The organism is Aquimarina litoralis (assembly GCF_019295435.1).
GTDB classification, from domain to species: Bacteria; Bacteroidota; Bacteroidia; order Flavobacteriales; family Flavobacteriaceae; genus Aquimarina; species Aquimarina litoralis_A.
In genome coordinates, this window is record NZ_WEKL01000048.1 from 34,755 (window position 1) to 57,521 (window position 22,767).

The following is a 22,767-nucleotide window of genomic DNA, read 5'->3' on the forward strand; positions in this document are numbered from 1 at the left end:
TATTCATAGGTAACATTTATAATTCTGAAAACACATACAAATAAGAATTATATCTATAAGGAGATTTTCATGCTCCAGTTAAAATCAAAAATATGCTTATTAAAGTTTTTGGAAGCGCTGTTTTTGGCGTTGAAGCAACAACTATCACAGTAGAGGTTAACATTGATAAAGGAATAGGATACCATTTGGTGGGATTACCAGACAATGCGATAAAGGAAAGTAGTTTTCGTATTGCTGCTGCTCTTCAGAATAATCAGTATAAACTTCCTGGAAAAAAAATAACAATTAATATGGCTCCTGCAGATCTAAGAAAGGAAGGATCTGCATATGATCTTACATTAGCAATAGGTATTTTAGCTGCTAGTTCACAAATTAAGGGAATCAATATATCCGAGTATCTTATTATGGGGGAACTTTCTTTAGATGGAAGTCTACAACCTATAAAAGGAGCTTTACCAATTGCAATTAAAGCTAGAGAAGAAGGTTTTAAAGGATTTATTTTACCAAAACAAAACGCAAAGGAAGCAGCAATTGTAGATAATCTCAATGTTTATGGTGTTGATAATATTAAAGAAGTAATTAACTTTTTTGATGGGCAAGGAACATTAGAGCAAACCATTGTGGATACAAGGACTGAATTTTATAAAGAGTTGGATAATCCAGAGTTCGATTTTGCAGACGTAAAAGGTCAAGAAAGTATTAAAAGATGTATGGAAATTGCTGCAGCTGGTGGCCATAATATAATCTTAGTCGGACCTCCAGGGAGTGGTAAAACAATGTTAAGTAAAAGATTACCAAGTATTTTGCCACCAATGTCACTCCAAGAAGCACTGGAGACTACAAAAATTCATAGCGTTGTCGGTAGAATTAAAGAAAATATCGGTTTGATGGCACAACGTCCATTTCGTAGTCCTCATCATACAATATCAAATGTAGCTTTAGTAGGAGGAGGAAGTTATCCGCAACCAGGAGAAATTTCCTTATCACATAATGGAGTCCTGTTCTTAGATGAATTGCCCGAGTTTAAAAGGGAAGTGTTGGAAGTAATGCGTCAGCCTTTAGAAGATCGAGAAGTTACCATTTCGAGAGCTAAATTTACAGTTACATATCCATCCAGTTTTATGTTAGTAGCTAGTATGAATCCAAGTCCAGGAGGATATTTTAACGACCCAGATGCACCAGTTACATCATCACCTGCAGAAATGCAAAGGTATCTAAGCAAAATTTCAGGACCATTATTAGATCGAATTGATATTCATATTGAGGTTACTCCTGTACCGTTTGATAAACTTAGTGAAGAAAGAAAAGGAGAAAGTAGTGTTGATATTAGAAAACGAGTAATTAAAGCAAGAGAAATACAAACTAGACGGTTCAAAGATTTAAAAAATGTTCATTACAATGCACAAATGAGCGTAAAGCAATTAAGAAAGTATTGTCAATTAGATAGCTCCTCTTTACAATTACTAAAAACAGCTATGGAACGCCTTAATCTTTCTGCTAGGGCTTATGATCGAATTTTAAAGGTATCAAGAACCATTGCAGATCTTGAAGGTTCTGAACTTATAGATGGAATTCATATTTCAGAAGCTATACAATACAGAAGTTTAGATAGAGATGGATGGTTAGGGTAAAAGATTATGAATTAAGATTTTTTTCAGAATGTTTTTAGGGAAATTGAAGATATTCTTGTTATACATAAAGAGGTTCTAATTTTTGTTATATTTTTAGAACATCATAAATCAATCATTAAAAATTAAAACTTAAAACTACTATGAAGTATTATTATCTCTTTTTTACGTTATTTTCCATTGGGATTATAAGTGCCCAATATAATCAGCAGGCGCCTTGGATGAATAACCTAAAAAAAAGTAAAAGCGATAAAGAAATTCAGCCAACGTTTCAAGAAATCCAACAATCTTTTAATGCATACTGGGAAACCCATGATAAAAATAAAAAAGGAAGCGGTTATAAGCCATTTAAGAGATGGGAATATATATGGGAAGATGTAGTGAATGAAGAAGGATATTTACCTACAGCAAAAGATAAATGGACCGCTTGGGAGCATAAAAATGAGATGGCAAGCAAATTAGCCTTTACAGATTTAAGTAATTGGGAGGCGATTGGACCATTTACCCATACAAATACAGGTTCTTGGTCATCTGGTCAGGCAAGAACTAATGTTATTTTGGTGGATCCTAATGATGTAAACACTTGGTATGCTGGAACACCTGCTGGTGGTTTGTGGAAATCTACAAACTCTGGGGGTAATTGGACTCCGCTAACAGATAACTTACCACAAATTGGAGTTTCAGGAATTGCAGTGGATTATTCAAATACAAATATCATTTATATTGCAACTGGAGATGATGATGGTAATGATACCCAAAGTGCAGGAGTTTTTAAATCTGTTGATGGTGGTCAAACTTGGAATACTACCGGACTAAATCCTGACAACACTCCTTCTTCAATGAATGAAATATACATGCACCCTACAAACTCTAATATTTTATGGGTAGCTACAAATCAAGGAGTTTTTAAAACAACTGATGCAGGAGTTTCTTGGAATACAACGCTTTTAGGAAATATTAAGGACTTAAAATTGAAGCCAGGAAATCCTGATGTTATGTATGCAGTAACTACCAATGAGTATTATAAATCTACGGATGGAGGGAATTCGTTTAATCAAATAACTAATGGTGTACCTACTTCGAATGGTAGATTGGTTATAGAAGTAACACCAGCAAATGATAATTATGTATACATACTTAGTGTTAATACTGATCTAACATTTAAAGGAGTGTATCGTTCTGAAGATAGTGGAGAATCATTTACAGAAAGAAATATCATAACAGATGTTATAGAAAGTAACCAAGCTTGGTTTGATTTGGCATTAGGAGTATCTCAGACTGATGCTGAAGAAGTGTTTGTAGGTTGTTTAAATGTCTGGAAATCTGAAGACGGAGGAACTTCCTTTTCTAGATTGAATAATTGGAGTTTTCCACAAGGAGCTTCGTATACGCATGCAGATATTCATATGATACGATCATTTGGAGGAACTGTATTTGTTTGCTCTGATGGAGGTATCTATTCGTCAGTAAATGGCGGTGATAATTTTACAGATAATACCGGAGGTATTCAAGCTAGTCAGTTCTATAAAGTAGCTGTTTCTCCAAATGATCCAAATAAAATGGTTGGAGGACTTCAGGATAATGGAGGTCATGCTTATAACAATGGTGATGGTAACTGGTTGAATTATTATGGAGCAGATGGAATGGATACAGCTATCAACCCTACCAATGATGATAAATACTATGGATTCACCCAAAACGGAGGAGGTTTATACAAATCTACAAATGCAGGAAGTAGTACTTCTGGTAGTGTAGATCGACCAGCTGGTGCTAGCGGAAATTGGGTTACTCCTTTAGCTATCAATAGCAATGGAGAGTTATTTGCAGGTTATGATAACTTATATAAATTAAATGGATTAGAAATTGGATGGGATCAATTAGCTAGTCTTGGAGGTTCAGCAGATCAAATCGAAATAGCATCATCAGATAATACTATTATGTATATCTCTGTTGGAGGAGCTTTAAAAAAGACCGAAGATTCAGGAGCTACTGTAACGGATGTATTTGCATTTGGTAGTAGTATAAGAGGAATTGCTATCCATAATACAAATCCTGATATCATTTGGGTTACAACATCTTCTGGAGTTCATAAGTCTATTGATGGAGGAAGTAATTTTGACAACATATCGTCTAATTTACCAACTACAGATAGATATTTTTTCATTAATGATATTGTACATCAGGCAGGAGAAGCTCAAGATGCTGTATATTTAGCTACAAGTATCGGTGTTTTTAGAACTGTTAATGATGGTTCTTGGACTCCGTTTATGAACAATTTGCCAACAACAATAGTAAATGATCTTGAGATAAACATAGCGGATAATTCTATTACTGCAGCTACGTATGGTAGAGGAATTTGGAGATCATCACTTCCTAGTTGTTTAACAATAACTGCAAAGCAAGAAGTTTCTATAGATAGCGGAGCTGCAGAAGAAGGATCTTCATTAGGTTTGTGTACTGGGCAATCTGCTGAACTACTATTGAATATACTCACAGGAGATAATCCAACATTCAGTTGGAGTGGTCCTAACGGATTTACTAGTACTGATTCGTCTGTAGTATTGAATGACTTATCACTAAATCAAGCTGGTGAGTATACAGTAACAATTAGCGCAAATAATACTTGTGGATCTATTGATTATACTTTTTCCATAGATATGGAAGAAGCTTTACAACCAGAAGCCTCAGAGGTTAATGTTTGTGCAAATGATAATGCGATTCTTACCGCTACTGGAAGCCAAGATTATAAATGGTATACAACTGCATCAGGAGGTTCTGAAGTTGCTACAGGAAATTCATATACAACACCTCCAATTACCACAGCTACTACATACTATGTATCAGGTGTTTCTGGTAAAATTGTTACTGAGCAAACTACTTCACCAGGAGTAAGTACAGCTGCAGATTACAATTTCTCACCTGGAATTATTTTTAATACTACTGATGACGTAATTATTGAATCTTTCACGGTATCAGCTATGCAAGCAGGTGAACGTACCATACAAGTGGCAAATAGTTTAGGTGATCTAGTTTCATCAGCTACTGTTAATATTCCGGCAGGAGAATCTGTAGTGACAGTAAATCTTAATGTGCCTAAAGGAGATAATAACATAATATCAGTTTCTAGTGATTTAGTATTACTAAGAAGAACACCAGCAGATAATGGTGTAAGTTATCCGTATACTTCACCATCAAACATAGTTTCAATTATTGGAAATACGTTAAATGCTACAGATTTTTACTACTTTTTCTACGATTGGAACTTTACTTCTAAAGGAGGAAGATGCGAATCTGTAAGAACTCCCGTAACAGTTAATCTAGCTAATGATGTACCTGATTTAACTGATGGAGATAGTACGTATAGTATAGATGGAGCAGCTGCTGTGCCTTTTAGTAATGGAGATACATTTTCTGTACTGACAAGTCAGGATCTTGAATTAACAATACCAGCGTCTTCAAGTAATGCTACAGTAGTTTGGACAGCTCCTGGAGGACAAACTTATACAACTGATAGTATTAATTTAACAAGTCTGGCAGCAGATGGAGATGAAGATGGAGAGTGGACTGTAGAAGTTACCTTTGGGACTAATTGTGGAGCTCCTTCTCAAATAGTTAATTTTACACTTGATGTACAAGTCGATACGCTTGGAGTAGAAGATTTAAATATAGATACTATCAAGATTCATCCAAATCCGGTAAATAATAGATTATATATAGATAATTCGGTAAATTTTGTAAACCCAAAAATTACTATTGTAGATATTAGAGGAAGAAAATTAAATAGTTCTGTAGATGTTCAAAACGTAACTGCTAAGAGAATTGAAGTAAATACTTCTTCACTAGGATCAGGAGCTTATTTCATTGTGATTGAAAATGACCAGAAAAGAGCTATCAAGAAAATGATTAAAAATTAATTAAGGTAAATTATAAATCTTACTACTAAAAACTCTCATTGTTTAGAATAAACAGTGAGAGTTTTTTTATGTTTTTATGGAAGTAATAAAAAAGGTTTCGATAAGTAATACAGTATATATCTTAAGGAAAGATGAATGAATTGATAAGATTTTAACGTGGTCTTATGTTAAATTTTCTAAAAGTAGAGTAAATTGTTTTTTCCCCGATTAATTTTTACTAGTCCACCCATAAATATTGCTATTTTGAATGAGAAGTTTTACTCAAAATGGAGGAGATGAATTCTCTTCTAGAGTGTAACAAATTGTAATTGTTGATGTCTTAATAATAAGGGCAATTTGTAAAGTGGAATCATATATTATCATAAAATTCTAACCAATATACTCTCATTAGATATGCATTTTTACAAATTAATTTCTAGATATGGAAGCCAGATATTTTTCTTACTCATTTTTGTTACAACAACTGCTCAAGAAAATGACTCTATTGCCTTCGGAAAGAATGATATACCTGAAAAAGTGAGATTATTTATCAAAGAATCGGATTCTATTGATGCAATTAATACATTGATTTCTAATACCCTTTCAGAAGATAAGAACCCTAAATTGGCAATGGTATATGGACGATTGTTTTTAGAGAGAGGAATACAAGAAAATAATGAACATATTAAATATTTGTCCAGTTATCAATTGGCGTATATGGGATACCTAAAGTCTGATTATAATACCGCTTTAAGAAATGCAATCATCGCTTCTGATTCTGCTGAAAAGTTAAAAGATGTCGATAAAATTATTGGAAGCAATGTTTTATTAGGTAGCGTTTACTATTTGATAGGGTCGTATGATAATGCCCTAGAACCTTATCTTAGAGCAAAGGAACTTTCTAGAGAAGTTAAGAATTTACCATATCTCATTGTTTGCCTTACGAATATAGCCAATGCTAGAATGAAATTAAATAGATATAAGGACGCGTTAGAAAGCTTTAATTCTATTTTAGAAACTTTGGAAAAAGAAAAACAAGATAATTTTCTTCAGTATAAAGAGACGTATCTAAGTTCCCTTTTAGGTAAGGGACGATGTTTGACAGAGTTAACACATTTTGATGAAGCTATAACTGCCTTGAACCAAGGAGTATTACAATCGGAAAAAAATGATCTTCCAGAGTACAAAAGTTATTTCTATATCAATTTTGGAGATGTTTACTATCAAAAAGAAGAATATTATAAAGCATTAGGTTTTCTAAATGAAGGTAAGGATATTTTGAAAACGATAAATGAAGGACAGCAAACCAACCTATATATAGCTAACTTTTATATTGCCAGATGTTATTTTAAAATTAATAAACCTGATCAAGCATTACAGGAATTAAAAAGAAATTTCAATCTTATTGGAGATAATTTCCAAACTGATAAAATAGAAGATATGTATCAGTTGGCTGTAGAAATTTCAAAAGCTTCTGATAATCAAGAACAGCAAATTTATTATTACGATAAGCTTCAAAGTGTTATCAAATACAAGAATAGTCAGCAACTTAAAGCAAAAGATATTTTATACGAAGATGATATAAAAGATTTTCGAATTAGAAATGAAAAACTTGCCGCAGAGAATACAAAAACCATAACGAATAAAAATATCATTTTAGCAATCTCGATAATTTTGATAATGGGATTACTATTAGTTTTTATGATATATCGGCAAAGAACAAAAGCTAGTGAACAAAAGTTTTTGAACATTATAGAAAGTATACAGGATAAGGAATTAAATAAAACAAAAAAAGTAGCAGTACATCTCGAAATTGAAGACCAAAAAGCGAGAAAAATTTTGGATAAACTTCAAGAATTAGAAGATACTTGTTTTTATTTATCTCCAGATTGTAATTTGTATTCGACAGCAAAACTTCTCAATACCAATACTACCTATTTATCAAAAGCTTTAAACGAAACAAGGAAGCAATCATTTAATCAATACATCAATGAACTAAGAGTAAATTATGCCTTGCTTAAACTAAAAGATGATTCTGTCTTCAGATCTTATACAATTAGAGCTGTTGCCAAAGAATTAGGCTATAAAAGTCATACTACGTTTATTAAAGTGTTTAAAAGTAAAACAGGAGTAAACCCTGCGTACTATATTAACAAGCTTGAGGTTGCTTAGGTTTTTAAGCCGTTCAAATTTATAAATATGAACACTAAAGCCTATTAAAAAACCACAAATAGTAATAATTTGTTTAGGATTATAAACCAATAAAAAATAACTCCTAAAATGAAAACAACTCCGATAGCCAGTCTAATTCTTTTCTTATTTTGTTGTGTAGTACATTCACAAGATGATACATTTGTAAGAGGTAATAAAATTAATCTTGTCCTTTCTGTTACGGACGCACCGGGTGATAGTACACGTGATACTATCCAAAAATTGGAAATGATAATTCCCAGTTCCTTAGAACTTAATAAAAAGAGAGACATACGTCTTAAAGTTATTCTAGACTACAGATCAAACATAGATACTGTAAGATATTTTAGACTTTCAAAAACCGTGATTCCACTTGCTCCGTATGGTGCTTCATTGCCTGTAATAATACCACCAATAAAGAAAACAGGCGATGATTCAGAAACATTTAATAACACCGATACGTATCCTTATATTTTCGAAACACCTTTTAACTTTCCTTTAAAAGAACATCGGCTTCATCTTAGTTTAAGAGAATATGACAATGTAGAAGATTATCTTACGGATGATCTCGGCACAAAAGGTGTTATCTACCAAGAAAAAATGATAAAAATCAGTTTTGTTAATAGGCAATCCAAGAATACCGCTATTGATATAGAAGAAACACCTTCATTATATCCTAATCCATTTGACAATCAATTAACGATGGAATTTTTGGTTTCGGATACTTCTAAAGTTTCTAATGACAATCTTACTGTTAGCATTTTTAATAACATTGGTGTCAGAGTAATGTATAGAGAGTTGAAAACGAATGCTCCAAGAGAGCACATACAATATAATTTGGATACTTCTATTTTAAAAAAAGGAATATATTATTGTCAAATAAATAATGGGGGTAAAACATTTTTGAGAACAATAATCAAAAAATAATTCCCTTTTTTAATTCTCCAAAAGTCTCTTAAGGTACACTTTAAGGGACTTTTTTTATTAAATAGGTTATAAGATACTTATTCTAAATTATATGAATAATTTTAAAAATAAGCAATAAAACCTCTGATATCGAGTGTTTAGTTTTTGAACATAAATTACCCTAAAATATCAAAAACATTTTTAGGTGAAAAAGCCTCCTATGGTTATTACAATATAAATCTTTTATCGTGCTATACTCGCAATTTTATTTGCATACAAACAGCATTAATGATATAAAAATTAGAATCATCTATTAACCTTTTTTCTATCCCATAAAATAATATGAAATAGGTGTTTTTAATGCTTGTACAAATTTATAAATATGAAAATAAACCCTTTGTTTTCAGTAGATAACACTTCTAACTTTGGATAAGTCCTTTCGAACTAATTATTAAAAAATGGTAGAGGATATTTTGAAGGAGTAACCTGAAAATCCAGAAAAGAGTAAGGGAAATATAAATGAATTTAAAATGAAAAATTTAAAAAAATGGAATGTTAATGGGGTAAAAGTTTTGACTAAAGAACAAAACAGGAAAATCAATGGCGGTCTAGATGAATTGGTTTGTGATTGGGTTGGTGGAGTATATATATGCTTCGATGTTATCGATGTAGATGGATAAGACAAAACTTAGTCATGTCACAAAAAAAATCATTAAATCATTAAATTATTTAAAATCATGAAAACTCTAATTTTTAAAAATCGCTATTTTTTAGTTTGTTCTATTATTCTTGGATTATTGGTAATTACTTCCTGTGAAAAGGAAGATGCGTTCTCTGAACCTGTTCAATCAATTGAAAATATTGATAGTGAAATTCAACAGAAAAGATTTTCTACTCCAGATGATCCTGATTTCAGACCACCTAATATTCCTTCTCCACCACAATTTAATGCGTTGTGCGTAGTAAGATTAGCATACCTCTCATACCTAGAGAGATGTCCAGAAAATCAAAGTGTTGTAAATGGATGGATAAGTGTTCTCCTTACCAGAGGATTCGACGATTTGGCAGAAGGATTTATTACTTCTCATGAAGCAAGTGTGAAATGGGAGCATCGTTATAGAAGTTTTTTACAAAGAAATCACCTGAATAGACATCAGATAGATAAACAAGTTTATATCGCTTATAGAGGGTTGTTATTAAGAGAACCTGATGTAAATGGAGGAATCGGATGGACTCACAACTTACGTCAGTTTGGGATTAAATTTGTAGCTAATGGCATTGCTAATTCTCAAGAGTTTGCCAATAGATTGGCAAATATTTCTACAGAATGTACGAATGCCAATAATCAATGTCAATTCTAATGAAATAGGTTTTGTACCAGCAATAAGATTATAAATGAATTATTTTAAAAAAGGAGAACCGGAAACTTATGTTTCTGGTTCTTCGTCTATTATCATATAAAATTATCATAATTAGTATTCATTTTTTTAGAAAATATTGAAAACTTAAAGTTAGGGTATAATGATAAATTCATAAAAAACAGCCATTTGCATCTTTATGATTAAGAGTTATTCAGTCTTTTTAACTTTTTTTTAATAATCTAACAATATAAATACTGGATTGCTTCAACTATTTTTAAGACCATAATCAAAAAGATAAATCATGAAAACTCAAATATCTAGGATAGGTATAGTACTGATGTCCTTTTTATTTGTTTCCGTTATTTCTTGTAAGAAGGAAACAACAGAAACACCATCAGAAGTCGAAGAAGTTGGTAAACTGTCTATCGACTTTGAAAAATACGAATTAGAAAACGGACTTCAAGTTGTTTTACATCAGGATAAATCAGATCCTATTGTTTCTGTTGCCATTCAGTATGGAGTAGGGTCCAATCGAGAAAAACAAGGAAGAACTGGGTTTGCACATTTATTCGAACATATGCTATTTCAAGAGTCTGAGAATGTTCCTCAAGATCAGTTTTTTAAAAAAATCCAAGATGTTGGAGGTACATTAAATGGAGGTACTTGGCAAGATGGTACTATTTATTATGAGGTAGTTCCAAAAAATGCTATGGAAACAGTAATGTGGCTAGAATCTGATAGAATGGGATTCTTTATCAATACCGTTACGGAAAGTGCTTTTAGTAATCAGCAAGATGTAGTGCAAAATGAAAAGAGACAACGAGTAGATAACAATCCTTATGGGCACACAAATTGGGTTATTGATAAAAATATCTTCCCAGAAGGGCACCCATATAACTGGCAGGTAATAGGAGAGTTGGTAGATCTTCAAAATGCAACAGTAGAAGATGTAAAAGAATTCTATGACAAATATTATGGACCTAACAATGCTACGTTGGTATTAGCTGGAGATTTTGAAACAGCGGAAGCTAAGGCAATGATCGAAAAATACTTTGGCGAGATTAAAAGAAGACAACCTGTAGAAAAATTAAAAGTTCAAAATGTAACTATTAGTGAAACTAAAAGATTCTTGCATGAAGATAATTTTGCCACTACTGCTCAATTGAATATGGTTTGGCCAACAGTGGAACAATATACCAATGATGCATATGCTTTAGACTTTTTAGGAGAATTGTTATCTGAGGGAAAAAAGGCAGCATTATATAAAGTATTGGTAAAAGAAAAAGAATTAACATCTGATACAAATGCTTGGAATAGATCCATGGAGATTGCAGGGAAATTTAGAATTAACGTCACTGCCAATGATGGAAAAAGCCTTGCAGATATAGAGGCTGGTGTTTTTGAAGCATTTAAGAAATTTGAAGAAGAAGGAATTACAGATACGGATATTGAAAGAATAAAAGCAGGACTAGAGACACAATTTTATAATGGAATTAGTAGTGTGCTTGGTAAGTCTTTTCAGTTAGCTCAATATAATGTATTCGCTGGTGATCCAGGATTTATAACTCAGGATATTGAAAATATCAAAGCAGTAACTAAGGATGACGTTCTTAGAGTATATAATAAATATATAAAAGACAAACCTTATGTGATTACTAGTTTTGTTCCTAAAGGGAAAGTAGATTTAGCAGCTAAAGATTCTAAAGTAGCAGTAGTAGTAGAAGAAGAAATTAAGGAAAATGTAGAAACAGCTGTTGTAGATACAAAAGAGGAAATACAAAAAACACCATCTACATTTGATAGATCTTCATCTCCAAAAGAGGGAGAGTCTCCAAAGCTAAATATTCCTTCTTCATGGAATACCACATTATCTAATGGAATGAAAGTATATGGAATTGAGCAAAATGAATTACCGCTTGCTAACTTTAGCCTCGTTATTTCTGGAGGTCATTTACTAGATTCATTTGAAAAAGTTGGAGTAGCAAACTTGATGACTGATATTATGATGGAAGGTACTGCTACAAAAACCCCAGAACAGTTAGAAGAAGAAATTGAATTGTTAGGAGCTTCCATTAATATGTTCACAACTAAAGAGGCGATTATAATTAATGGAAACACCTTAGTAAGAAACCTAGATAAAACAATAAATCTTGTAGAAGAAATACTTTTACAACCAAGATGGGATGAAGAAGAATTTGCAAGAATTAAGACAAAAACTATTAACGAAATTAAAAGATCTGCTGCTAATCCGAATGTAGTTGCAAGAAATGTATATAGTAAAGTGCTTTATGGAGATAAACATATGTTCGCATATCCAGTAAGCGGAACAGTTGCATCCGTAGAATCCATTACTATTGATGATTTAAAACAGTTTTATAACAACAATTTCTCTCCTTCTGTAAGTAAATTTCAAATTGTTGGGGATTTAGGTCAAGGCAAAGCTTTAGAAGCACTTAAAAATCTAGAAAGTAAATGGGCAAGTAAAGAAGTGACTATTCCAGAATATGAAATTGTGAATAATAGAGATAAAGCTTCCTTGTACTTTGTAGATATTCCTAATGCAAAACAATCTGTGATTAATATAGGATATTTATCAATGGCTCGTACTGATGAAGACTATTTTCCAGCAACAGTTATGAATTATAAGTTAGGAGGATCTTTCTCAGGAAATGTAAACCTAATTCTAAGAGAAGAAAAAGGATATACCTACGGAGCTAGATCTAGATTTAGTGGAACCAAAATTCCAGGTACTTTTACAGCTTCTTCTAGTGTGAGAACCAATACTACTTTTGAATCTGTAAAAATCTTTAAAGATGAGATTGAAAAGTACAAAAATGGTATTTCTGAAGAAGATCTTGCATTTACCAAAAATGCGTTGATTAAGTCTAATGCACGTAGATTTGAAACTCAATTTGCATTATTAGGAATGTTACAGCAAATGGGAAGATATGATCTTGCTCCTGATTATATTGCAAAAGAAGAAGCTATTATTGAGGGAATGACATTAGAACAACATAAAGAATTAGCTAATAAGTATTTAGATGAATCTAAAATGGCTTATTTGGTTATTGGAGATGCGGCAACTCAGTTTGAGCAATTTAAAAATGCAGGTTTTGATGAAGTAATCATGTTAGATAAAGATGCTAAAGAAGTAAAGTTATCTGACGTGAAGATGTAATTTATCATCATATTGAAATAAAATTGAATAAGGGATAGAATTCGTTTTATCCCTTATTTATTTTACAACCTATTCATTGTGTTTGATTTTTATTTTTTGAACTAGTTTACATATATACTTTTTAAATTCCATATTTCGTATACCATAACCATCCAATCCGATAAGTTCAACATTTTTGGAATCCATGGATGTTAGCTGAATGTAAAATAACGAATATCCATCTCTCTTGAACCAGATTTGATCCTCCTTTTTAAAAATATCATAGGTACTACATTCTTCAGAAAAAGGAGATTCTTTGATCAAAGAATAGTTTTCATAAGTAATACATTCGTAATGTTGCTGAATTTTTGCCCAATATGATTTATAATACCCTATTATAATAATAGTAAGCATTAACAATAAAATAAATGTTAGCATGATGTGTGAAGTTTATAACATTTCTAGTAATTCCCAATAGAGTTAGTTAATGAAAAGAAGTTTAAATCCTTAGCTTGATCATTGATAATGATTTCATTTATCTCCATATCATCTTTGAAGTTTACAATTTTTGTAAGAGATCCTTTTTCATTATAAATTTTCCATTGTCCTTGTCTTTTTCCTTGTATAAAGTCTCCTTCTATTTTCAAAGTTCCATCTGTAAAAAAGGCTTTCCAGGTTCCATGCTCATATCCATTTTTATAATTTTCAATGAAAGTCAACTGCCCTTCTTTATTATAAACTTTCCAGGTACCTATAGCTTTACCTTGAACAAAACCTCCTTCTTTTTTTAATTGACCATTCCTGAAAAAAAGCTTCCAAATACCGTCTAGTTTATTGTCTATAGTTTTCCGTATTTCCTTTTTAGAACCATCACTATAATATAATGTTTTCATATTGTTAGATGACTTTTCCGCATCCTCTGAAACATTGGATACATTATTAGTAGATGAAAGAACTAACTCTTGTGACTGAATTTTTGAAATGAAAATAATACTAACAGCTAATATGTACTTTAAATGTGAAGTTCTCATAATAAATGGGTTTTTAATTTTACACTACAAAGATTTATAATTAAAGAAACCTAAAGTACACCTCATATAGTGAAAACGAAGTCCCTGTTTTCAGGGAATGCTCTAAACTCCTTCATAATCAGTAAGTAAGTTTTTGTAACGATGTGATTTAATACATAAAGAGAGATAAAAAGAAGATAATTAAACAGTAATCAATAAGGGACATTTACCCCTAAGTAATAAAGTCTTTTTCCTATAAATAATCCGTGTTTTAGCTATGTGATATCAGATTTCTAAAACATACTTTTATAACATCTTAATCAAGCACATTATTTCCCTTTTCTGATTAAGAATAACTACCCCGATTTAGCATTAATTACCTGATTTATTTAAAGTTTAAAAAGGCATCTCTTTTAAGAAGATGCGCAATTAAGCAATAAACCAAATTACTAATAGACCAATTAAGACAGATGATATTCGAGGTACTACAGATAATTACTGAAGAAATTAATAATTTCTTTAATGTTGAGATTGAGGAAAAACCTGTTTCCTTAGATAACATTGCTTTTATCGAATCTGAAGGAAATGAAAATTCAAATACCAATAATAATGTAATTCTATCATTGCTCCATACCGAAGAAGAAATCACTCTGAAAAATATCTTAAATCATCAGATAGAAGGGACCAAAGTTGTCTATAAAAACAACAAAATTCACTTAAATCTGTATTTGATGTTTTCTGCAAATAGAAGTGATTATACAGAATCATTAAAAAGTTTATCAAAGATTATTGAATTCTTTCAGTCCAAACGAATTTTCACACAGAGTAATACCAGCTTTGATAGAGAATTAGATGGAATGGATAGAATCAAAGATTTCAAATTTACAGTTGAGCTTTTTAGCCCCTCCTTTGAAGAGATGAATTTTATCTGGGGAACTTTAGGGGGAAAACAGTACCCTTCGGTCATCTATAAAGTAAGTGTACTAGAAATAGAAAGAGATGTGACACAATCTGAAGGAGCATTGATTACAGAAATTAATGGAAGTTTAAATCATAAATAAATGGCCTTTAGAATTTTATATAAAACCCTTTTTTCCATAGATATATTTCATTCTTATTTTCTGGATGATGGTAGCACCTCATTTCAATCAATGAATGATAATGAGAAACAACAACAACTGAAAAATTATAATTTTTTAGAAGCTATAGATGTTATTCCATCTTATGCGACACATAGAACGCTCAATAATCATAAACTAGTTTTAATAAAAGATGCTAAAGGCTTTACAGTATTAAGTAGTGTTGAAGAAGAGGCTGATAAATTAAAGTCTCATAGATTTCTTGATGATAACCTTATGCTAACCTTTTTCCTTTATAAAAAAGATTATCTATTTGAAAATTATACAGAGTTAACGAAGGCTAATAATCAACTTTACTATTTCTCCAACAGTAAACCAGCAACAGAAGCAAATCCATTTTCTTATATCCCATTGAATTCTTCTAATGATCTGGTTACAACCGATTTTTTGTTGACAGAAGAAAGCACACGGCAGTTATGGTATAATATCCAGCAAAAAAATATAAATCTTAAAAATGAAAAGCAATTGGACTTAATTGCTGAGATAAGTCAAGATGACTTGATCACTGACAAAGGCAAGTTAATTATAGAGCAATCTATACAAAAGGAAAGAGGAAAAGGCCTATTGGGAATTATAGAATTACAAATGATTGGAGATAATAATATGGACTTGATAGAGATCGATATTAGTGATCCTAATGAAAATAAAAGTTTTTTGTTAGACCCATTCCCAGCATTTAAAATTCATTTTGATAACAAAAAAACAATCTGGAAGTACATCAAAAAATCAGTTGAGAATGAGCTGGAAACTTCTTCAGTAAAACCTTTGACTAAAAACGGTTTTATAGAAATTGATCCAAATACGGATTTCTCTGGGGCGTTACCAGCAGATATTGATAAATATATGTTTCCTAATCCCACTGCAAATACAATAAAACAAGTTACAGACGAGAACACAAATATAACAACAACATATTCTGAAATTTTTATTTAATAAACAATTAAAATTATGGCAACTACGTACAAAACACCAGGGGTCTATATAGAGGAAATTGTAAAGTTTCCTCCTTCGGTAGCCCAAGTAGAAACAGCTATTCCGGCATTTATAGGGTATACCGAGAAAGCGCGAGAAAAGGAAGAAGATCTTACAGAAACGCTGCATATGGATCCAAAGAGAATTACATCTATGTTGGAATACGAAGTGCACTTTGGGTTTCCGCAAAAAGAAACTGCTTTAGGAATTACAATTACCGAAGTTGATGGAGAAAAATCTATTACGGTGACAGAACCAGCCAATGACGAAAAATCACCCTTTTTAATGTATTATGCAATGCAGATGTACTTTGCAAATGGAGGTGGGCCATGCTATATAGTTTCCGTAAATACGTTTGCAGATGCTATTGCCAATAATTCGGCAACTCCAGTGCAATTTAATCATCTTACGGATGGTTTAGATACTTTGGAAAAAGAAGACGAACCAACGTTATTATTATTTCCAGATGCAACCTCTCTTGCTAATGAAGCAGATTTCTATAATCTGTATAATAATGCATTGGCACAATGTAAAAAAATGCAAGATAGATTTAGCATTATAGACACTTATACAGATGATGAAGATGTGGAAATGAATGAACCAGAAGGTGTTAGAAATTTAATCACTTCAGATATCGATGAAAAGAAATATGGGGCTGTTTACTTCCCATATTTAAAAACGATTTTGGATTATCACTATGATGAAGATGCTTTAGAAATAGTTCATAATACAGATCAACCAATGCTTTTAAGCAATACCAATGATTTGTTATCAAATGTAGCAGATGCACAAACCGCAATGACCGGATTGGTTGCAACACTTACTACAGAAGATACAGCCTTACAAGCTATGACAGCTGGTGATGCTCTAACAAATGCAGCAACGATAACCGATGCATTAACACCTATTGTTGAAAGTTTATCTGCTATCGTAGAGGATACGAATACCATAGTTAGCAATGCCCATACGGCAGCTGCTAACTCTAATGAAGATGCTGTTGTATCAGCTGCGGCAACAGCCGCTGCAGATACATTAGCAACTAGTGTAGCAGATGGTTCTACTATAGCAACATTGATTGTAAGCTTAAACAATCATATAACTGCTATTGAAGGAGCAGGAAACGGAACAGCGGTAAAAACAGAATCCGCAAATGCAGTGCTGGCTTTGGCAACAGTAGATGCAACAATTCAGGCAGTAGAAGATTTAATTACACCACCAGTAGTAACGGCAATTACAAATGCACAAGCTGTAGATCCAGATAGTGGAAACTTAGACGGGTTCTTCTTAAGTGCAATAAAGGATATAGATAGTGCTACTTATAATAATATTAAAACCGCTATTAATAACCTTCCGTTGCAATTACCACCATCTTCTGCTATGGCAGGAGTTTATGCAAGAGTGGACAGTGATCGAGGTGTATGGAAAGCGCCAGCAAATGTTTCGGTAAAATATACAGTTAAACCAAGTCAAAAGATTACCAATGATATCCAAGACAGACTCAATGTCGATACCACAGCTGGAAAATCGATAAATGCGATTAGAACATTTACAGGAAAAGGAACCTTAGTTTGGGGATCAAGAACATTAGCAGGAAATGATAAAGAATGGAGATATGTGCCAGTAAGAAGGTTCTTTAATATGGCAGAAGAATCCATTAAAAAAGCTACAGAACAATTTGTTTTCGAACCAAATGACAGAAATACTTGGGTTCGTGTAAAAGCAATGATTAACAACTTTCTTACACTACAATGGAGAGCAGGAGCTCTTGCTGGGCCAACACCTGATAAAGCATTTTATGTAAATGTAGGTTTAGGTGAAACCATGACCGCAAATGATGTTTTGGACGGTAAAATGATCATAGAAATAGGAATGGCAGTCGTAAGACCGGCAGAATTTATCATCCTGAGATTCTCTCATAAAATGCAAGAAGCATAATAATTCTTAATAATATAAAATTTTAAAAACATAGAAATCATGGCAGAATATCCATTACCAAAGTTCCATTTTAAAGTAACTATCGGAGGAGATACCGAACTGAATTGTACCGAAGTATCAGGATTAGATTTTGAAACAGAAGTGATTGAATATAGAGGAGGCGCTGATAATGATTACTTCAAAAAGAAACAACCTGGAATGACCAAGTTTGCAAATATCGCTATCAAAAGAGGAACTTTTGCCTCTACCAAAGGTCAATTTTATGAGATGTGGAAGAAAAATGTCTTTTTTCAAGAAGGAGAAGAGAAATTTAGAAGTGATCTTACGATCAGTATGTTAGATGAAAAACATGAACCTATACTTACATGGGAAGCATCAGATGCTTGGTTATCTAAACTACAATCTACAGATCTCAAAGCTGATGGAAATGAGATTGCAATAGAGTCGGCCGAGTTTGTAATTAACAGTCTAAAACTAGCATCCTAATGGCTACCTATTATCCACCAGTAGGATTTCACTTTAGTGTAGAATTCACCGGTTTGTCAACCGGTGAAAAAGACTATCATTTTCAGTCCGTTGCTGGATTAACAGTAGATATCGAAACTGAAGAAGTAACAGAAGGTGGAGAAAATAGATTTAAGCATAAAATTCCGGTTAGAACCAAATATCCTAACCTGGTTTTAAAAAGAGGACTTTTAGTAAACTCAGATGTAGTGAATTGGTGTAAAAAAGCTGTAGAGAATTTTGATTTTGAGCCGATAGATTTGATTGTCAAATTACTCAATGAAAAGCACGAGCCACTCATGTCTTGGAATATAGTGCATGCCTATCCTATAAAATGGTCTATAGCTGATTTTAATGCTGAAGAAAGTAAAGTAGTTATAGAGACTATTGAATTAGTATACAACTATTATAATACCATAACATAACATAGATACAAATGGGGGCAATAGAAATTAAAGAACTTCATATTAAAATCAATGTTGATAATGATGCCAAGAAATCTGAAGGCAAGACTGCAAAAAGTTCAAAAGCAGATAAGGATACAATTATAGCTGAATGTGTAGAACAAATTATGGAAATAATTGCTAAACAAACAGATCGTTAGTGATGAGTACAGGAGAATTAACAAAGCTTAGAGTAAAAGCATATAGTGATCCTCAGTTTAATGATGAAGTAGCTGATGGAGAGTTTACGAGTCTGATTAATCCAGAGAAGTACACGTTTAATTATAAGATTGAACAAAACGAAGATCAAGCTGCGGGTACAAGCGATCTGTCTCCAAGGTTTAATAAAAAACTTCCTGAAGATCTCGAATTAGAATTTCTATTTGATAGAACTGGAGTGATTGTGCATTATGGTAGTAATCCTAATGAAAGTTCAGATGATACGGTTTTTAAGGATAATGGAGAAGGAGTAATCGATGATATAGAGAAGTTTAAAAAAGTAATTCTGGATTATAACGGTGAAGAACATGCACCCAATTATGTGATGATTTATTGGGGAACGCTTTTGTTCAAAGGGAAACTCACCGAAATGAGCATAGAGTTTAAGCTTTTTAAATCAGATGGAACACCGATTAGAGCCATTGCAAAGGCAAAATTTCAAGGATTTGTAGAAGACGACTTAAGAGTTGCGAGAGAGAATAATCAATCTCCAGACTTAACTCATATTCGCCTGGTAAAAGAAGGAGATACATTGCCTCTAATATCTCATCGTATCTATGGAGACTCTAAATATTATCTTGAAATAGCAAAAGTAAATGAACTAACATCTTTCAGAAAACTGGAAGTAGGAACAGAACTCTTTTTTCCACCAATAGAAAAAATATCTTAATCATGGCGCAAGGAAGTGTAATACAAACCTCTAAAAGTGCAGATCTGATCACTCACAAAATTTTAGTGGGAGGAAATGAACTGTCTAAAAAATATCAGGTGAAGACAATTTCTATTGAAAAAGAAGTGAACAGAATCCCTACTGCCAAAATTATTCTGATCGATGGAGAACCGGCAAAACAAGATTTTGCTCTAAGTAATGAGGAGTTGTTAATTCCAGGTACAGAAATTGAAATTACAGCCGGTTATCATTCAGACGAAGAAACTGTTTTTAAAGGAATTATCATTAAGCACAACATCAAAATAAGGGCGAATGGTTCTTATCTGATTGTAGAATGTAAAGACGAAGCTGTAAAGCTTACGATTGGTAGAAAAAGTAATTATTTCTATGAAAATAAAGATAGTGATATCATCGAAGAAATCATTGGTGCATATGGTTTGGATAAAGAGGTAGAGGCTACAAATTATGAACATAAAGAATTAGTACAATATCATACTTCTGATTGGGATTTTGTAGTAAGCAGAGCACAGGCTAATGGAAAACTATGTTTTGTAGATGATGGTAAGTTAAGCGTCAAAAAACCTGATTTTACAAGCTCAGAAATAGAGACGGTAACTTTCGGAGCTACGATGCTTGATTTGGATGCAGAAATAGATGTCAGACATCAAATTGATAAAGTAACATCTTATAGTTGGAACTATGCAGATCAGGAACTTGTAGAGATTGAGGCGACCGATCCTTCTGTATACTTAAATGGAAATTTGGAACCATCAGATCTTTCATCAATAATTGGTTTAGAAAATTTAGAACTGAGACATGGAGGATCACTTTCTACAACCGAAATGCAAGATTGGAGTGATGCAAAATGGATGTTTCAACAGTTATCAAWGATAAGAGGTAGAGTGAAATTTCAAGGTATTCCCGCAGTAAAACCAGGTACTATTCTAAAACTTCAAGGAGTCGGTGATCGATTTAATGGAAATGTGTATGTGACAGGAATAAGTCATCATATTTCTGAAGGGAACTGGACTGTAGATGCGCAGTTTGGAATAAATCCTAAATGGTTTTCTGAAACTTATGATATAAATCCATTACCAGCATCAGGTCTGTTATCTGGAATTTGTGGACTCCAAATAGGGATTGTGAGTCAGTTAGAAGAAGATCCTGATGGAGAAAATAGAATATTGGTGCAGTTACCAATTGTGAATAATGAAGAACAAGGAGTATGGTGTCGAGTAGCGACATTGGATGCTGGAGAAAACAGAGGATCTTTCTTTCTGCCAGAAATCTCAGATGAAGTAATTGTGGGTTTTATCAATGATGACCCTAATGATGGAGTAGTGCTGGGAATGCTTAATAGCAGTGCTAAACCGGCTCCTATTGCGGCAAGTGATGATAATCATGAAAAGGGATTTGTAACAAGAAGCGAAATGAAAGTGCTTTTCGATGATGATAAAAAGTCAATAAGTATAGAAACTCCCGCAGGAAAAAAAATAGTATTAGATGAAGATGCAGGATCCATCGTCGTAGAAGATGATAATTCTAATATCATTACGGTGGATAGTTCTGGTATTGCAATTGAAAGTGCGAGTGATATCAATCTTACAGCCTCGGGAGATGTTAATATTGAAGGAACCAATGTAAATATTAGTGCAAATGCACAATTTAAAGCAGAAGGTTCTGCAGGAGTAGAAATGTCGTCTAGTGCAACAGCTACCTTAAAAGGTTCTTTGGTGCAGATAAATTAGAGAAGTAGTGTAGTATTGAGCTCAAAGTATTGAGTGTTTGGTGTAAGATGAAGTAATGACGTTTTTCCAACTTCTCTCCCTTTGGGACAGAGAGGGAAATACAGCTGAAATAAATGAGATAATTCTCTACTTGAGAAAGCTATGGGGTCGTTTTAGTATATATATGGAGTATCCTTTAGCATAAATATCAAACAATAAACAAATAACCAATAACAATAAACTAACAGCTAACAACTAATAACTATAAACAAAAAAATTATGCCACCAGCAGCAAGAATAACGGATATGCACGTATGTCCCATGGTAACTGGAGTAGTTCCGCATGTAGGAGGTCCTATACTTCCTGCAGGAGAACCAACAGTTCTTATTGGTGGGTTACCAGCAGCGAGAGTGGGAGATATGGCGACCTGTGTAGGTCCACCAGATACGATTATAGTAGGATCAGGTACAGTACTTATTGGTGGAATGCCTGCAGCAAGAATGGGAGATAGTACCGCACATGGAGGAACCATTGTTATGGGATTACCAACAGTTTTAATAGGAGGTTAATTATGGATACAAATACATCATTTTTAGGAACAGGTTGGGGATTTCCTCCAGAGTTTACAAAAGAAGGAAATGGGGCTGGTAAAGTAGCAATGCTTTCAGATGAAAGAGATATTAAAAGTAGTCTAGAAATTTTATTATCCACTCGCCTAGGCGAACGTGTGATGGTGCCAAATTATGGATGCAATCTAGATGAATTACTATTTAAACCATTAAATCTCACTTTGAAAACTTTTGTCAGAGAATTAATCAAAAATGCCATACTGTATTATGAACCTAGAATTGATGCAGAGAAAATACAAATAGATCAGACCAATGAATTGGATGGTGAATTACTAATTAATATTGATTATAGAATTAGAGCTACCAATGCTAGAAACAATTTAGTGTTCCCATTCTATAAACAAGAAGGAACTAATATCTAATAAGCAAATAAAAAACAATAC

At 32.8% G+C, this 22,767-nt stretch carries 19 protein-coding genes; 17 read left to right on the forward strand and 2 right to left on the reverse strand.

Annotated elements, in window-relative coordinates; translation table 11 throughout:
* The first annotated feature begins 92 nt into the window (after positions 1–92).
* The 7 genes from GBO31_RS19515 to GBO31_RS19545 all read left to right on the forward strand — a co-directional run bounded on the left by GBO31_RS19515 (position 93) and on the right by GBO31_RS19545 (position 13,156).
* Positions 93–1,631: a YifB family Mg chelatase-like AAA ATPase gene (locus GBO31_RS19515; RefSeq protein WP_219010150.1), complete on the forward strand. Its 1,539-nt coding sequence runs from the start codon at positions 93–95 to the stop codon at positions 1,629–1,631.
* Between the two features lie 140 nt (positions 1,632–1,771).
* Positions 1,772–5,542 (forward strand): T9SS type A sorting domain-containing protein, encoded by a 3,771-nt coding sequence (locus GBO31_RS19520; RefSeq protein WP_219010151.1) that lies wholly within the window; start codon positions 1,772–1,774, stop codon positions 5,540–5,542.
* Between the two features lie 393 nt (positions 5,543–5,935).
* A complete protein-coding gene (locus tag GBO31_RS19525) occupies positions 5,936–7,693 on the forward strand; it encodes a tetratricopeptide repeat protein (RefSeq protein ID WP_219010152.1) in 1,758 nt (585 codons plus the stop codon).
* Positions 7,694–7,801: 108 nt separating this feature from the next.
* Complete coding sequence (locus tag GBO31_RS19530; RefSeq protein WP_219010153.1) at positions 7,802–8,638, forward strand: T9SS type A sorting domain-containing protein; 837 nt, start codon at positions 7,802–7,804, stop codon at positions 8,636–8,638.
* 509 nt (positions 8,639–9,147) lie between these two features.
* A complete protein-coding gene (locus tag GBO31_RS19535) occupies positions 9,148–9,297 on the forward strand; it encodes a hypothetical protein (RefSeq protein WP_219010154.1) in 150 nt (49 codons plus the stop codon).
* Between the two features lie 57 nt (positions 9,298–9,354).
* Complete coding sequence (locus tag GBO31_RS19540; RefSeq protein WP_219010155.1) at positions 9,355–9,978, forward strand: hypothetical protein; 624 nt, start codon at positions 9,355–9,357, stop codon at positions 9,976–9,978.
* A gap of 301 nt (positions 9,979–10,279) precedes the next feature.
* Complete coding sequence (locus GBO31_RS19545) at positions 10,280–13,156, forward strand: M16 family metallopeptidase (protein ID WP_219010156.1); 2,877 nt, start codon at positions 10,280–10,282, stop codon at positions 13,154–13,156.
* A 69-nt stretch (positions 13,157–13,225) separates the two neighbouring features.
* On the opposite strand, the gene GBO31_RS19550 is transcribed toward GBO31_RS19545, so the two are convergent.
* Together GBO31_RS19550 and GBO31_RS19555 are read right to left on the reverse strand one after the other, a co-directional pair.
* Positions 13,226–13,573 carry a hypothetical protein gene (locus tag GBO31_RS19550; RefSeq protein WP_219010157.1) on the reverse strand — a complete coding sequence of 116 codons (348 nt, stop codon included), beginning with the start codon at positions 13,571–13,573 and terminating at the stop codon, positions 13,226–13,228.
* Between the two features lie 23 nt (positions 13,574–13,596).
* A complete protein-coding gene (locus GBO31_RS19555; RefSeq protein WP_219010158.1) occupies positions 13,597–14,166 on the reverse strand; it encodes a toxin-antitoxin system YwqK family antitoxin in 570 nt (189 codons plus the stop codon).
* Positions 14,167–14,615: 449 nt separating this feature from the next.
* Here GBO31_RS19555 and GBO31_RS19560 point away from each other — a divergent pair, with 449 nt between their 5' ends.
* From GBO31_RS19560 to GBO31_RS19605, 10 genes are all read left to right on the forward strand, one after another.
* A complete protein-coding gene (locus GBO31_RS19560) occupies positions 14,616–15,206 on the forward strand; it encodes a DUF4255 domain-containing protein (protein ID WP_219010159.1) in 591 nt (196 codons plus the stop codon).
* A complete protein-coding gene (locus GBO31_RS19565) occupies positions 15,207–16,217 on the forward strand; it encodes a hypothetical protein (protein ID WP_219010160.1) in 1,011 nt (336 codons plus the stop codon).
* Positions 16,218–16,232: 15 nt separating this feature from the next.
* The gene (locus GBO31_RS19570) at positions 16,233–18,191 is read left to right on the forward strand and encodes a phage tail sheath family protein (protein ID WP_219010161.1); all 1,959 of its coding nucleotides are present in this window, start codon (positions 16,233–16,235) and stop codon (positions 18,189–18,191) included.
* A gap of 39 nt (positions 18,192–18,230) precedes the next feature.
* Positions 18,231–18,677, forward strand: a complete 447-nt coding sequence (locus GBO31_RS19575; protein ID WP_219010162.1) for a phage tail protein — start codon at positions 18,231–18,233, stop codon at positions 18,675–18,677.
* The gene (locus GBO31_RS19580) at positions 18,677–19,120 is read left to right on the forward strand and encodes a phage tail protein (protein ID WP_219010163.1); all 444 of its coding nucleotides are present in this window, start codon (positions 18,677–18,679) and stop codon (positions 19,118–19,120) included. The genes GBO31_RS19575 and GBO31_RS19580 overlap by 1 nt, the downstream gene beginning before the upstream one ends.
* An 11-nt stretch (positions 19,121–19,131) precedes the next feature.
* Positions 19,132–19,299 carry a DUF5908 family protein gene (locus tag GBO31_RS19585; RefSeq protein ID WP_219010164.1) on the forward strand — a complete coding sequence of 56 codons (168 nt, stop codon included), beginning with the start codon at positions 19,132–19,134 and terminating at the stop codon, positions 19,297–19,299.
* A gap of 2 nt (positions 19,300–19,301) precedes the next feature.
* Positions 19,302–20,027 carry a CIS tube protein gene (locus tag GBO31_RS19590; protein ID WP_219010165.1) on the forward strand — a complete coding sequence of 242 codons (726 nt, stop codon included), beginning with the start codon at positions 19,302–19,304 and terminating at the stop codon, positions 20,025–20,027.
* Positions 20,028–20,029: 2 nt separating this feature from the next.
* The gene (vgrG, locus tag GBO31_RS19595; protein WP_219010166.1) at positions 20,030–21,775 is read left to right on the forward strand and encodes a type VI secretion system tip protein VgrG; all 1,746 of its coding nucleotides are present in this window, start codon (positions 20,030–20,032) and stop codon (positions 21,773–21,775) included.
* Positions 21,776–22,033: 258 nt separating this feature from the next.
* Positions 22,034–22,324, forward strand: a complete 291-nt coding sequence (locus GBO31_RS19600; RefSeq protein WP_219010167.1) for a PAAR domain-containing protein — start codon at positions 22,034–22,036, stop codon at positions 22,322–22,324.
* A gap of 2 nt (positions 22,325–22,326) precedes the next feature.
* The gene (locus GBO31_RS19605) at positions 22,327–22,746 is read left to right on the forward strand and encodes a GPW/gp25 family protein (protein ID WP_219010168.1); all 420 of its coding nucleotides are present in this window, start codon (positions 22,327–22,329) and stop codon (positions 22,744–22,746) included.
* Positions 22,747–22,767: the final 21 nt, after the last annotated feature.